Source organism: Dyella sp. M7H15-1, from assembly GCF_004114615.1.
Classification (GTDB): Bacteria; Pseudomonadota; Gammaproteobacteria; order Xanthomonadales; family Rhodanobacteraceae; genus Dyella_B.
Genome location: NZ_CP035300.1, coordinates 2,850,984 through 2,864,289 on the forward strand (window position 1 = coordinate 2,850,984; position 13,306 = coordinate 2,864,289).

Genomic DNA, 13,306 nt, shown 5'->3' on the forward strand with positions numbered 1-13,306 from the left:
AGTGGTAGGGCGGGTGCATGGTTTTGCGTCGGTGGGGTCGAGTGGCCCCCGTTTATCTCAGGAGTTTCAGCATGTCGCGTTTTTGGAAGATCGCGCTCATCGTGATCACGGTGCTTGTCGTAGGGGGCGTCGCGTTCCGCCTGCTGCATAAACCTGAAGCGACCGGTGGCTATGGCCATCATCGCGAGGCCGGTCAGGGAGGCTCTGCATCGGCGCAGTCCGGTAACAACAGTCAGGACAACGCGCCGGTACCGGTCACCGTCGAACCCACGGTGAAGCAGAACGTGCCGGTGTATCTCACCGCGCTAGGCACGGTGACGGCGTTGAACAGCGTCGTGGTCAATCCGCAGATCGGTGGCCAGCTCTGGACCATCAATTTCAAGGAAGGCCAGGCGGTGAAGAAGGGCGACGTGATCGCCCAGATCGATCCGCGTACCTACCAGGCCGCCTATGACCAGGCTGTGGCTAAGCAGAAGCAGGACGAGGCCTCGCTCGACACCGCCGTCAGCACGCTCAATCGCAACCAAGATCTGGTGGCGAAAGGCTACGTGGCCGCGCTGAACATGGACACCTACCGCAACAACGTGGCCCAATTGAAGGCCACCGTGGTGGCTGACGAAGCCAATGCGCGTTCGGCCAAGGTGCAGCTCGATTTCACCAAGATCATCTCGCCGATCGATGGCGTGGCCGGTATCCGCAACGTTGACCCGGGCAATGTAGTCACCACCACCACCTCGATCGTGACGCTGACCCAGATCCAGCCGGTCTACGTGATCTTCAGCCTGCCCGAGCAGAATCTTGAAGCGGTGCGTGATGCCTTCCAGAACGGCGCGAACAAGCTGGAAGTGATCGCGCTGGATCGCAGCGATGCACATCCGCTGGATACGACCGGCTTCCTGCAGGTGGTCGACAACCAGATCGACACCGCTACGGGCACCTTCAAGCTGCGTGCGCAGTTCACCAATCCCGACAGCAAGCTGTGGCAGGGTCAATTCGTCAACGTGCGACTGCGCGTGAGGACGGTTTCCGGCGGGCTGGTGGTGCCGTCGCAAGCCGTGCAGCGCGGTCCGGATGGCGATTTCGTCTACAAGCTGCAGGCGGATCAGACCGTGGCCATGCAACCGGTGACGGTGGCCGGTGAAGTCGGCGACAGCCACGTGATGGTGAGCAAGGGCCTGGACGAAGGCGACCAGGTCGTCACTGAAGGTCAGTTCCGCCTCAAGCCGGGTAGCAAGGTGCAGGCACTCAAGCCGGGCGAAGTGCCGGCAGCCCCCGCGGCTTCGGAGGCTGACAAGAAAAAGTGGAAGCAGCAGGGTGGCGGTCGCCGCGGCGGTGGTGGCGGTGGTTGATGCAGCCGACGCTTCGCTTTCTCCCTTTTCGGGAGATGACTGGGGTGAGGGCAACGTCGCGCGATGTTTGTTTCAGGAAAAAGCAAAAGGGCCGTGCTTAGCACAAGATCGTGTCACGCAAGGCAAGCCCGCCCCCTCACCCCAATCCTCTCCCCGGAGGGGAGAGGGAGCTGACATTTAGACGGTATTCCGCATGGGATTCTCCACACTCTTCATCCGCCGTCCCATCGCCACCGCGCTCCTGATGGTGGCGGTGATGCTGCTTGGCGTACTCGGTTATCGCGAATTGCCGGTGTCGGCACTGCCCGAGATCGAAGCGCCCAGCCTGGTGGTCACCACGCAGTATCCGGGCGCCAGTGCTTCCACCATGGCCTCGCTGGTGACCACGCCGCTTGAGCGCAATCTAGGCCAGATTTCCGGCCTCGACATGATGACCTCGGATTCATCCGCGGGCCTGTCGACCATCGTGTTGCAATTCAACATGGATCGCGATATTGATATCGCGGCGCAGGATGTGCAGGCAGCGATCAACCAGGCGCGCGGCACCTTGCCCAGCACCCTGCCGTATCCGCCGGTATACAACCGCGTGAATCCGGCCGACGCGCCGATCATGACCCTGATGCTCACATCCGATAGCCGCCAGTTGCGCGACGTGAACGACTTGGCTGACTCGATCCTCGCGCAAAAGCTATCGCAGGTGCAGGGCGTGGGCCTGGTGTCGATCGCGGGCAATGTGCGTCCGGCGGTGCGTATTCAGGTGAATCCCGCGCAGCTCGCCAATCTCGGCCTGACGATGGAAGACGTGCGCAATGCGCTCACCGAGGCCAACGTCAACGCGCCCAAGGGCACGCTCAACGGCGCCACGCAGTCCTACACTATTTCGACCAACGACCAGCTTGCCACGGCGGCCGAGTACAAGGACACCATCCTCTCCTACAACAGCAGCACCAACGCGCCAGTGCGTCTGTCCGACGTGGCCAAGGTGGTGGATGGTGTCGAAAACGATCAGCTAGCCGCCTGGGCCAATGGCAAGCCGGCCGTATTGCTGGATATCCGCCGCCAGCCGGGTGCGAACATCGTGCAGACGGTGGCGCAAATCCGCCAGATCCTGCCGCAATTGCGCAGCGTGTTGCCGGCCGACGTACATCTGGATATCTTCGCCGACCGCACCATCACCATCCGCGCCTCGGTGGAAGATGTGCAATTCACCCTGCTGCTTACCATCGCGCTGGTGGTGGCGGTGATCTTCGTGTTCCTGCGCCGCCTGTGGGCCACGATCATTCCGTCGATAGCGGTGCCGCTATCGCTGCTCGGCACGTTCGGCGTGATGTCGTTCGCCAACATGTCGCTGGACAATCTCTCGCTGATGGCGCTGACCGTCGCCACCGGTTTCGTGGTGGACGATGCGATCGTGATGATCGAGAACATCGTGCGCTATATCGAGCAGGGCAAGAGTGGGCAGGAAGCGGCAGAGATCGGCGCCAAGGAAATCGGCTTCACGGTGCTGTCGCTGACCGTTTCGTTGATCGCCGTATTCCTGCCGCTGCTGTTGATGCCCGGCGTCACGGGACGACTGTTCCACGAATTTGCCTGGGTGCTGGCCACCGCTGTCGTCATCTCGATGCTGGTGTCGCTGACGCTCACACCCATGATGTGCGCCTATCTGCTGCGTCCGGATGCCTTGCCGGAAGGCGAGGATGCCCACGAGCGCCATGCGGCAGCCGGCAAACGCACCGTGTGGAGTCGCACGGTGTCACTGTACGAAACCTCGCTGGATTGGGTGCTCGATCATCAGCGCTTGATGATCCTGGTCGCCGTCGTCACCATTGTGGTGACGGTCTTCCTCTACATCGTTATTCCGAAGGGTCTGTTGCCCGAACAGGACACTGGGCTGATCACGGGTGTGGTGCAGGCTGACCAGAACGTCGCCTTCCCGCAGATGGAACAGCGCACCAAGGCGGTGGCCGACGCGCTGCAGAAAGATCCCAACGTGGCGGGCGTGGCGGCCTTTATCGGCGCCGGCTCGATCAACCCTACGCTCAACCAGGGCCAGCTCAGCATCGTGCTGAAAGATCGCAGCAAGCGCGGCAGCCTGGATAACGTGGTAGCGAGCTTGCAGAACGCGGCAGCGAATATTCCAGGCGTGGCGCTGTACTTGAAACCAGTGCAGGACGTGACGTTGGATACACGCGTTGCCGCGACCGAATACCAGTACTCGATGTCCGATGTGAATTCGGATGAGCTGGCGCAATACGCCACGCAGATGACACAGGCCCTGCGCGCACGGCCGGAGCTGGCGGACGTCGACAACAACCTGGCCAATCAGGGCAACGCGCTCAAGCTCACCATCGACCGCGACAAGGCCAGCACCCTGGGCGTGCCGGTGCAGACCATCGACGACACACTGTATGACTCCTTCGGCCAGCGCCAGATTTCCACCATCTTCACCCAGTTGAACCAGTACCGCGTGGTGCTGGAGGTGGAACCGCAATTTCGTTCCAGCACCTCGCTGCTCAATCAGTTGACGGTGAAGAGCAACGGCAGTGGCGCACTTACCGGCAGCAATGCCACCACCTTCGGTCAGGCCACGTCGAGCAACTCCTCGACCGCCACCGGCATCGGCGTGGCGAACACCGGCATCATTCTCGGCGCGGGTGGCACCATTCCGCTGGCATCGCTGGTTAACGCGGAAGTGACGACGGCGCCGCTGGTGATCAGTCATCAGCAGCAACTTCCCGCAGTGACGGTTTCGTTCAACCTGGCGCCAGGCTATTCGCTGTCGCAGGCTGTCGATGCGATTCACGAGGTGGAGAAGAAACTCAACTTCCCACCCCAGGTACGCGGCCAGTTCATCGGCAAGGCGGCGGAGTTCTCCTCCTCGCTGAGCAACGAAGCCCTGTTGCTGCTCGCTTCGGTGATCGTGATCTACATCGTGCTGGGTGTGTTGTATGAAAGCTACATCCACCCGATCACCATCATCTCCACTCTGCCGCCGGCGGGCGTGGGTGCCTTGCTGGCGCTGATCCTGTGCAACATGAGCCTGTCGGTGGACGGCATCGTGGGCATCGTGTTGCTGATCGGCATCGTGAAGAAGAACGCGATCATGATGATCGACTTCGCGATCGAGGCACAGCGGACCGGCATGAGGCCGCGCGAGGCCATCCATCGCGCCTGCCTGTTGCGCTTCCGCCCGATCATGATGACTACCGCGGCGGCCATGCTGGGTGCTTTGCCATTGGCGCTGGGCAATGGCATCGGCGCCGAATTGCGGCGTCCGCTTGGTGTGTCGATTGTCGGCGGCTTGCTACTGTCGCAGTTGGTGACGCTCTACACCACCCCGGTGATCTATCTATACATGGAGCGGTTCTCGGACTGGCTGGGTGAGCGCAGGGAGCGGCGCGCGCTGCGCCACGCGCAGCGTGGCGCCGTCTAACATGAACATCTCTGGCCCCTTCATCCGTCGCCCAATCGGCACTTCCCTACTGGCGATGGGGGTCTTTGTGATCGGCGTGATCTGCTACGCCTTGCTGGGCGTCTCGGCCCTGCCGGACATGCAGATCCCGGTGATCTTCGTGGCCGCCAGCCAAGCCGGCGCCAGCGCCGACAACATGGCGGCCACGGTGGCCGCGCCACTGGAGCGCCACCTGGGGCAGGTGCCTGGCATTGACACCATGCGCTCGTCCAGTTCGCTCGGTAGCACGCAGATCCTCTTGATGTTCGATAACGGCCGCAACATCGATGATGCGGCTCGCGATGTGCAAGCGGCCATCAACGCGGCCCAGCCGGATTTGCCCTCGGGTTTGAACAGCCCGCCAAGTTACGCGAAAGCCAACCCCAACGACGACCCGGTCATTGCCTTCGCACTGACCTCCGATACGCAATCGGCGCGCGATCTGTACGACGTGGCCGATTCGCTGTTGGCGCAACGCCTGCGCCAGCTTACGGGTGTATCGGAGGTGGATATTCTCGGTGCTGCCACGCCGGCAGTGCGCGTTGATGTGAACCTGCGCCAGCTCAATGCGATGGGTATTTCGCCGGATCAACTGCGCAACGCGCTGACTGCCGCCAACGTGTTCGAACCGCAAGGTTTTCTTTCCGATGGCAAGACCACCATGTCCGTGCAGGCCAACGACGCGCTGCATACCGCGAGCGACTTCGCCAACCTGGTGATCTCGACCAATGGCAAGGGCGTGCCGGTACGCCTGAAGGACATCGCCAGGGTCTACAACGGACAGCAGGACGCCTATCAGACGGCCTGGTTTCAGGGCAAGCCGGCGATCCTGATGTATGTCTACAAACAGTCCAACGCCAACATCATTGGCACGGTCGACCGCGTGAAGGCGGAAGTGCCGCTGTTGCGCGGTTTTCTGCAGCCTGGCACCACACTGACGCCGTACTTTGACGACACGCCCACCATCCGCGCATCGCTGCACGAAGTGCAGGCGACCTTGCTGATCAGCCTGGCGATGGTGGTGCTGGTGATGGCGCTGTTCCTGCGCCGGCTTGCACCGACGATGATCGCTGCCGTGGCGGTGCCGCTGTCGCTCGCCGGTGCGGCGGTGATCATGTATGCGCTGGGTTTCACCCTCAACAACCTCACGTTGCTAGCGTTGGTGATTGCGATTGGCTTCGTGGTGGACGATGCGATCGTGGTGATCGAAAACATCATCCGTCACATCGATCAGGGCATGACGCGTATGGATGCCGCGCTTACCGGTGCGCGCGAAATCGGCTTCACTATCGTGTCGATCACGGCTTCGCTGGTGGCGGTATTTATCCCGCTGCTGTTCATGGGCGGCATCACTGGCATGTTCTTCAAGGAATTCACCCTGACTCTGGTGGCGGCCATCGTGGTCTCCGCGCTGGTTTCGCTCACGCTTACCTCGTCGCTCTGCGGTCATTTCCTTAGTGGCCACAATGAGCCTGAAAAGCCTTCCAGGTTGGGGCATGCACTGGATCGTTTCCATGCAGGCATGCTCAAGTTCTATCAGGTATCGCTGGACTATTCGCTGCGTCATGCCTTGCTGTTTTCGTTGACGCCGTTGATGCTGATTGGGCTGACGGTGTTGATCGTGATGTCCGGCCAGATCAAGACCAGTTTGTTCCCGACCCAGGACACTGGCCTAATCCGCGGCCGCGCCACGTCGGGAGCCACGGTGTCGTTCCAGGATTCGGCCAATCGCCAGCAACGCCTGATCGACATGTTGCTGCGCGATCATGATGTCGCTGTTGTCGGCTCACGCCTGGGCAGTACGCGCCAGGGCGCAGCCGGTACTTTCGATATCCAGTTGAAGACCCACCAACAAGGCCGTAAGGACGACACCTTCGCTGTGCTGGCACGTTTGAGCGCCAAGGCAGCGCGATATCCGGATCTCAACGTGCGTCTGCGCGCCATCCAGGATCTGCCCAGTTTCGGCGGTGGCGGCACCAACCAGGGTGCGCAGTATCAGATTTCGCTGCTCGGCAACAACTCGGTCGAGCTGGCGGAGTGGCTGCCCAAATTGGTCGACGAACTGCGCAAGCATTCCAAGCTGCGCGATGTCGGCAGCGATCTGGATACCGCCGGCTTGCAACAAAACATCGTGATCGATCGTGACAAGGCCGCGCGGTTGCAAGTTAACGTCGGCACGATCGATTCGGTGATCTACGACTCATTCGGCCAGCGCCAGGTCAGCACCATCTATTCGGATCTCAATCAATACAAAGTGGTGGTCAATGCGTTGCCTTCACAGACGGCCACGCCGAAGTCGATCGATGAAGTGCTGGTGCCTGCCGCCCATGGCACGATGGTGCGCCTGTCTGCGTTCGCGCACCAAGAGCCAGGGCTGGCTCCGACGCAAGTCACGCACATGAACCAGTATTCCACCAGGGATCTCAGTTTCAACCTGGCACCCGGCGTGAGTATGGGTGAAGCGTTGCAGATCGTGCAGGCCACCGCCAACAACATGCGTATGCCGGGCGATATCAAACTGGATGTCGGCGGCGATTTCCGTCGCTTTAAGCAATCGCAGACCGGCGCGCTGTGGCTGATATTCGGCGCGATCGTCGTGGTCTACATCGTGCTCGGCATTCTCTACGAAAGCCTGATCCACCCGGTCACGATTCTTTCGACCTTGCCAGCGGCCGGTGTAGGCGCGCTGCTGGCGTTGTGGTTTACCAATACCGAGTTGTCCGTGATTGCGCAGATCGCACTGGTGCTGTTGATCGGCATCGTGAAGAAAAATGCCATCATGATGATCGACTTTGCCCTGGTCGCGCAGCGCGAACACGGCAAGACGCCGCTGGAAGCGGCGCGCGAAGCCAGCCTGGTGCGTTTCCGCCCGATCATGATGACCACCATGGTGGCCATTCTGGCTGCGGTGCCGATTGCGGTGGGGCTGGGCGAAGGTTCGGATCTACGCCGCCCGCTGGGTATTGCGCTGATCGGCGGCCTGATCATTTCGCAGAGCCTCACCTTGCTCAGCACACCGGCGCTTTACGTGATCTTCTCCTGCCTCAGCGAACGCTGGGCGGCGTGGCGTACACGATCGCGCGAGCGCAAGGCCGCGCGGCGGCGTGTATGGGCGCGCGAATCCTGATGTATGTTGGCAAGACTGTTCAGAGCATCCTTACTCCGCCAGTGTATTTCGATATTCCGTCAACGTTTCGATGATCTGTGTGCGATGCCCCGTATCGTTGAAGCATTCATCGGGCAGCAACTGAATAAGCCGCAGCAGTGCTTGCACCACCTTATAGCGTTGGTCGTCGTCCGCATCAGGCACAATGTCGGCAATGGCTTCGGGCGTCAGCCAGATCTGTTCGATCAATTCCACGATATGCCGGAGCATGGTTTCGCCGTTGAAGGCGGGTAGTGCCAGGGCATCGGCGGCCTGGTCGCAGTGCGCTTCCAGGCCGATGATGCGCAACAGTTGCTGCAGGTCGTCGATCACGGCGGCGAGGTGGCTGCCGACAATCGGCTGGCCGCTGGCGGACAGTTCGTACGAGAGCACGCGTAGCATGGTGCGCAGTTTGCGCTGTCGTTCGTCGCGCTCGCCCAGGGTGGCTAGCCATTGCGACATTTTTTGATGCTGGGCACTGGCGCGGTGGTAGAGCCGTCGCAGCTCATGCATCAGCCCTGGAGTGCATACGCCGAATTCGAGCGTGCCGAACAACGAAAGGGACATGTCGTCATCGGCGGCCAGCTCGGCCAACGCGTCTTGCATACGCCGACGCAGAAGCCCGTTGGGTTTGCCGCGTGCGAGCGTGGCGGCCAGTAGCAGCGCAGCCTGCCCGGGATCCGGCGCTTGTTGTTGCAGCGCGGTCAGCAGGTGTGGCGACTGTTGCCAATCGTCAGGTGAATCCAGCAGGGCATCCAGGGTGATGGCCCCGACGCTTTCTATTTCGGCGACGAGTTTGTGCGCGAGTACGCGGCCGCGCACATTCTGTTGGGTGCCGGGGCCGCCGCGCCGCGTATCGCGCAGCCGGCCGCCCAAGGCAAAGCCGAGATCTTCTTGTGTTTCGGCTAGGGCGTTGCTCTGGAACTCCAGCAGCGAGGAACGGGCTATGGCGGTGGTCGATTCCGCTGGCAGGTGCGTGTTGCCTGCTGTTTGCGTGCCGAGGTCGTTGAGCTCGGCAAGACCTCTCAGGTTGACCTGATCGAGTTTAAACATAGGTTTGCCGCTCGCTCGCCAGTTGCGCCAGCAGTTCATGTTGCAGCACGGACAAGTCAACATGCACGTGCAGCAGATGGCTCTCCAGGCGAGCCTGTCCTTCGGTCAGTTGCTCGTCGGCAATGACGGTTATGGAGGTTGTTTCCGCGAAACTGTGCCGGGCTGCGGCCAGCGCCGAGGGCGTTACATGCAGTGCGATCTGTCCGTGCGGCAACAACTCGCCGACCTTGCGCTCGATACGGCGCATCAGCAGTTCGGTCTGGTCGTGCTTGCCGATAGTCTCCTTGAGCACTTGTGCGGTGAGGTGACGCCAGCGTAGTGAAACCTCGCGGGCGATCGCCTGTTCAAGGTTTTGCTCGGCGCAGAGCCACTGCACGGCTTCGGCTGCCCCGGCTTGCTGGGCTTCGCGGCGCAGTGCTTCGATCTCCTGAGCAGCTTGTCGATGGGCATCCTGCCGAATGGCGTCGGCATCCTGTCGCGCTTGCTCCAGCAAGGCGGCGGCGTCTGCATGGATGCGCTGTGCTTCGTCGTGTGCCTTCGCGATCAGGTCTGCGCAGGCTTTCCGTTCTGCCAGGGTGGCGGCGCTGATGCGCACGCCAGCGGGAAGTTCCCCGGGCAGCATGAAGAGATCGAGCCGCAATGGATTGGATGTCATAGCCATTTTCGCAGCTTGTCCAGGATAGGCATGGGCGAAGCTTTGGGCGCTTCGGCTTGAGTAGGTGCTTCAGTGGGCGACCAGAGCAAGCGCGTAGCGGCAACAGCAGGATCGTCTGCCGCGGCCAGCCAGGTCCCGCCAGCGGTGCGGGCGGTGTCGATCAGTTGCGCGGGTTCGACGCAGGCTGGCGCATCGGCGTTGGCGGGAAACAAGGTACACAGTTGCGCCAAGGTGGATTCGCCCAGTGCCTCGGCCAGCGCCAGGCGGTAAGGGCGCAGCAACAGGTAGTCCGGACAGTTCAGCGCCCACAGGCCCAGTGCGATGCACAAGGTTTCGCTGTGTTGCTCGTCATCCAGCAGCATCTGTGCTTGCGGGGTGAGCGGAGGAATGGCGCCCTGGTGGCCGAGTTGTTCGGCGATGAGTGCGTCCAGCGAAGGGCGAACCCCCGCGTGCTCGGCGTAAGGCTGTTGCCAGGCGTCCATGGACATGTGCTGCCACCAGCCGTCCGCCATCACGGCACCCGGCCGGTGCCATAGCGCATGAAGCCTCTGCTGCGCCGGGGTGATCATGCCGTTGCTGCTTTCCTGCGACCGAGCAGTAACCAGGTGGCGAAGCCGATGATCAGCAGCACCCCGCCGATGACAACCGACATGAGCGGCAAGTAGTTACGCTTGGGCGTGGGTGCAGTGTCTGGCATATAGCGATATTCGGCACGCTGCAGGCTGATGCTGATGTGATCGGAGGTGATGTCTGGAATGCCGTTGAGCACGAGATTGCGGATTTCCGCTTCACGCGCCGCCAGGTTCACTTCCGGGCTGTACTTGATGAAAACGGCGGCTGACGTGATGATCTTCTGGTCGCTGTCGGGTAATAAGCGCGGCGAAGCCACCGATACTTCGGCGTTGATGACACCATCCATGCTGGCGAGCATTTTTTCCAGTTGTTGGCTCTTCAGGTACATAAGCTTGGCTGCTTCTTGTTCGGGTGAGGAAACCAGTTGGCCGCTGGGAAATAGGTCTTCCATGCTTACCGTCTTGTGCCGTGGAAAGCCGTTCTGCCTTAGTACTTCGACGGCATCCACGAAGCGCGCTTGATCCACGCGCAGGGTGATGCCGTTTTTGGCGGCCACTTTTTCGGCGGGAATGTGGTAGTACATAAGCAGGGCCATCATTTGGTTGGCATCTGCTTCATCCAGATTGGTGTACAGGTCGGTGTTGCAGCCCGCGAGTAGCAGTGTCAGCACGGCGAGCAGAATTTTCCAGCGCGTCTTCATTGCATGTTAGTCAGTTTGTTGATCGATTGGGCGAGCGAGCCGAATACCTTGGCGGCCAGATCGGTGCCGACCGTGAGCTGGCTCAGCGCACCCTGTACGGCGAGCGCATTGTCCGACGCGGTGGTGGCATTGGTATGGGTGCTCAGCAACTCGGCAAACTGGGACTGCAGGGCTTCGGTGGGAGCGGCGGCGGGGACGGGTTCCACGCCCTTGGCGAGGGGTCCAAGCAGGTGTTGGAGGTCGGCGATATTCATGTGGGTATCTCTACGTTTAGTGCGTATGGGTGGGTGTGGGCGCCAGCAGCGCACGCAAAGCAGTGCAGTCGTCGGCAGGTAGGAGGTCTAGCTTGGCTTTGGCCGCTTTCCTGCGTCGCAGACCGAACAGCAGTATGGCTTCGCAGCGCGCGAGCTGGCTGGCGTCGTCGATCCAGTCGGGCAGTGCGGCGAGGATCGTTTTCATCTGCTCGCGCATGCCGAGATTGGTAGCAACGAAGCCTGCTTCGATCACCAGACGACGGACATCCGGCGCGTTCAAGAGGTTGGGCTTGTCCACGGCGGTTTCAGATCTTCTGGATGATGCTCATCACCATGTCTTTCATGGTTTTCATCACGGCGCTATCCCAGCTTACCGCGAGCGTGTATTGCTGCAGGGCATACTGGGCCCTGAGCATGGCTTGGGCGTCTTCGTTGACATTGCCTTGCATGGCAGACTGGGCGTTGCTGGCCATTTGGCTGACATTGCTGTTCATGTTGTTGACGAGTTGGTCAATATTCATGGCTTGGACCTCTGAATGGAATGGTAAGCGCGTGGCGGCACGAGGATGGTCCGGGTTTGCGCACGGATGGGTGGATGTTTAGACGAATGCTGTCGCTCGTCATATGGATAGTTATGAGGTCTATCATTCCCTGCCGATGGCCTGTGCCCCATCGGGTCATCACCTGAGATGCGCGCTACGGGCATCGTCATGCAGCAACCATGCACGGTCGATCACTTCCATGGCGGCCAGGCAGGATTGGCGTTGGCGTTCAAGCCGGGCGAAGACGTCGGCTGATGGGGTGTCGCGCTGTTGCTGGTTGAAATCGCTTGCGGCTTCGGCGAGTGCATCGAGCAGGGTGCGACGGGTTTGACCGAGGGGGTCGATCAACAGACGGTCTTCGAGTTCGGTGAGGGTGGACATGGCATCTCACAAGTCAGGCTTGCAGTGGTAGAAAGATCAATCGGTGACTGTCGGCGAGCGAAATACCCGATGGCACGATGTTCACGATGGTCATGCCTCGTCGCACCACGCTACCGATTTGCAGACGCACGCCGTTGCCGAGTTCCAGGTAGGGGGCGGCGGCATTGCCCCCCACATTGGAGATGGCAGCGGGCAGGTATTGCGAGGCATCGGCGGCACTGGGGGCGTTGAGGAAGCGATAGTTTTCACGCTGCTTGTCAGTATTAAGTGTACCGATCAGTTGTTGCACGGCGGTTTGGGCTGCAGGATTGAGCTGACCGGATAGCAGCCAGCCGTTGCGTGTGGACTGAATGCTCAGGCCCGACAGTAACTGGCTTTGCTTGAGCGACTGAACCAGCGACGCGAATTCGTCTGCCCGGTGATCGGTAAATTTCCAGCCTTGCAGGTTTGGCAGCCGGTCGAGTGCTTCGGCGATGCCAGTAAGGTCGGCGTTCTTGCGGATGGGGCCATCGATGACGGCGTGTCCATCGGCGCCGATCTGCACGGTGATGTCGGTGTAGCCTGAACCCTGCAATATCGCTAGTACCTCACGCTGGAGATCGTCATCACAGGTTAATTGCTGTTCCAGCCATACATTCGACTGCCGCAAACGCGCGATCAGGGTAGACAGTTGCTCGCTGCTGCGGCAGCGTCCGCTTAATTGCAGCCGGTTCTTGTCCAGCCACTGTGTGTGCAGTCCCGGGTAGTCATGCAGCACCTGGGGTAACCAGTCGTGCGGCGTGGGTGCGGGCGGTGGCGGCTTGGGATAAGACGCCCAGCCCAACATAGCCATCAGGGCAACAACAATCAGTGCGACGGGAGCGTAGGCGCGCGCCGGACGGGCTCGCGGAATGACAGCCAGATTGCCGATTTCGGCATCGGGACGGTCGATCACGATGTGGATGCCGGCAAGATCGATGGCGACGGCGAGCGGTAGCGGCCCGGTATGTGGACGACCGCGCACCCAGCACGGTGTCGTATCCGTCAGCAACACCTGCTCTTCACTGACATCGAGCGTTGCGGTCAGGTCGGCTTCCAGTGGTAGCGACAAATCGCAGTCGCCGCTGCCGATCGAGAAGGGGCCGGCTGGCAGTTGCAAAGTGCGCCCGACGAGCGGACCGTTGAGTAGTTTGAGTTTGTAATGGGCTTGCATGGCGCTGTGCT

Annotated in this window: 12 protein-coding genes; 3 read left to right on the forward strand and 9 right to left on the reverse strand. The window is 61.1% G+C overall.

Features of this window, described 5'->3' with window-relative positions; genetic code table 11:
* The first annotated feature begins 71 nt into the window (after positions 1 to 71).
* From EO087_RS13180 to EO087_RS13190, 3 genes are all read left to right on the forward strand, one after another.
* Positions 72 to 1,349 carry an efflux RND transporter periplasmic adaptor subunit gene (locus EO087_RS13180; protein ID WP_128899267.1) on the forward strand — a complete coding sequence of 426 codons (1,278 nt, stop codon included), beginning with the start codon at positions 72 to 74 and terminating at the stop codon, positions 1,347 to 1,349.
* A 193-nt stretch (positions 1,350 to 1,542) separates the two neighbouring features.
* Positions 1,543 to 4,782 (forward strand): efflux RND transporter permease subunit, encoded by a 3,240-nt coding sequence (locus tag EO087_RS13185; RefSeq protein ID WP_128899268.1) that lies wholly within the window; start codon positions 1,543 to 1,545, stop codon positions 4,780 to 4,782.
* Position 4,783: 1 nt separating this feature from the next.
* Positions 4,784 to 7,927 carry an efflux RND transporter permease subunit gene (locus EO087_RS13190; RefSeq protein ID WP_128899269.1) on the forward strand — a complete coding sequence of 1,048 codons (3,144 nt, stop codon included), beginning with the start codon at positions 4,784 to 4,786 and terminating at the stop codon, positions 7,925 to 7,927.
* A gap of 30 nt (positions 7,928 to 7,957) precedes the next feature.
* Here EO087_RS13190 and EO087_RS13195 read toward each other — a convergent pair whose 3' ends face one another.
* The 9 genes from EO087_RS13195 to sctD all read right to left on the reverse strand — a co-directional run bounded on the left by EO087_RS13195 (position 7,958) and on the right by sctD (position 13,295).
* Positions 7,958 to 8,998, reverse strand: a complete 1,041-nt coding sequence (locus EO087_RS13195) for a TyeA family type III secretion system gatekeeper subunit (RefSeq protein ID WP_128899270.1) — start codon at positions 8,996 to 8,998, stop codon at positions 7,958 to 7,960.
* Positions 8,991 to 9,653 carry a protein EsaK gene (locus EO087_RS13200; RefSeq protein WP_128899271.1) on the reverse strand — a complete coding sequence of 221 codons (663 nt, stop codon included), beginning with the start codon at positions 9,651 to 9,653 and terminating at the stop codon, positions 8,991 to 8,993. Before EO087_RS13200 ends, EO087_RS13195 begins: the two co-directional genes overlap by 8 nt.
* Positions 9,650 to 10,222, reverse strand: a complete 573-nt coding sequence (locus EO087_RS13205) for a type III secretion system domain-containing protein (protein WP_128899272.1) — start codon at positions 10,220 to 10,222, stop codon at positions 9,650 to 9,652. Before EO087_RS13205 ends, EO087_RS13200 begins: the two co-directional genes overlap by 4 nt.
* Positions 10,219 to 10,926, reverse strand: coding sequence for a type III secretion inner membrane ring lipoprotein SctJ (gene sctJ, locus EO087_RS13210; RefSeq protein ID WP_128899273.1), 708 nt, complete (start codon positions 10,924 to 10,926; stop codon positions 10,219 to 10,221). The genes EO087_RS13205 and sctJ overlap by 4 nt, the downstream gene beginning before the upstream one ends.
* Positions 10,923 to 11,180: a type III secretion system inner rod subunit SctI gene (sctI, locus tag EO087_RS13215; RefSeq protein ID WP_128899274.1), complete on the reverse strand. Its 258-nt coding sequence runs from the start codon at positions 11,178 to 11,180 to the stop codon at positions 10,923 to 10,925. The genes sctJ and sctI overlap by 4 nt, the downstream gene beginning before the upstream one ends.
* A gap of 16 nt (positions 11,181 to 11,196) precedes the next feature.
* The gene (locus tag EO087_RS13220; RefSeq protein WP_205744369.1) at positions 11,197 to 11,478 is read right to left on the reverse strand and encodes a DUF1039 domain-containing protein; all 282 of its coding nucleotides are present in this window, start codon (positions 11,476 to 11,478) and stop codon (positions 11,197 to 11,199) included.
* A 7-nt stretch (positions 11,479 to 11,485) separates the two neighbouring features.
* Entirely contained in the window at positions 11,486 to 11,701 is a 216-nt protein-coding gene (gene sctF / locus EO087_RS13225; protein ID WP_128899275.1) for a type III secretion system needle filament subunit SctF, read from the reverse strand.
* 159 nt (positions 11,702 to 11,860) lie between these two features.
* Entirely contained in the window at positions 11,861 to 12,103 is a 243-nt protein-coding gene (locus EO087_RS13230) for an EscE/YscE/SsaE family type III secretion system needle protein co-chaperone (RefSeq protein WP_128899276.1), read from the reverse strand.
* A 13-nt stretch (positions 12,104 to 12,116) separates the two neighbouring features.
* Positions 12,117 to 13,295, reverse strand: a complete 1,179-nt coding sequence (gene sctD, locus EO087_RS13235; protein WP_128899277.1) for a type III secretion system inner membrane ring subunit SctD — start codon at positions 13,293 to 13,295, stop codon at positions 12,117 to 12,119.
* Positions 13,296 to 13,306: the final 11 nt, after the last annotated feature.

Coding starts and splice junctions, on each gene's coding strand:
- EO087_RS13180 (WP_128899267.1), top strand. CDS start 72: ATGTCGCGTTTTTGGAAGATCGCGCTCATCGTGATCACGGTGCTTGTC.
- EO087_RS13185 (WP_128899268.1), top strand. CDS start 1,543: ATGGGATTCTCCACACTCTTCATCCGCCGTCCCATCGCCACCGCGCTC.
- EO087_RS13190 (WP_128899269.1), top strand. CDS start 4,784: ATGAACATCTCTGGCCCCTTCATCCGTCGCCCAATCGGCACTTCCCTA.
- EO087_RS13195 (WP_128899270.1), bottom strand. CDS start 8,998: ATGTTTAAACTCGATCAGGTCAACCTGAGAGGTCTTGCCGAGCTCAAC.
- EO087_RS13200 (WP_128899271.1), bottom strand. CDS start 9,653: ATGACATCCAATCCATTGCGGCTCGATCTCTTCATGCTGCCCGGGGAA.
- EO087_RS13205 (WP_128899272.1), bottom strand. CDS start 10,222: ATGATCACCCCGGCGCAGCAGAGGCTTCATGCGCTATGGCACCGGCCG.
- sctJ (WP_128899273.1), bottom strand. CDS start 10,926: ATGAAGACGCGCTGGAAAATTCTGCTCGCCGTGCTGACACTGCTACTC.
- sctI (WP_128899274.1), bottom strand. CDS start 11,180: ATGAATATCGCCGACCTCCAACACCTGCTTGGACCCCTCGCCAAGGGC.
- sctF (WP_128899275.1), bottom strand. CDS start 11,701: ATGAATATTGACCAACTCGTCAACAACATGAACAGCAATGTCAGCCAA.
- EO087_RS13230 (WP_128899276.1), bottom strand. CDS start 12,103: ATGTCCACCCTCACCGAACTCGAAGACCGTCTGTTGATCGACCCCCTC.
- sctD (WP_128899277.1), bottom strand. CDS start 13,295: ATGCAAGCCCATTACAAACTCAAACTACTCAACGGTCCGCTCGTCGGG.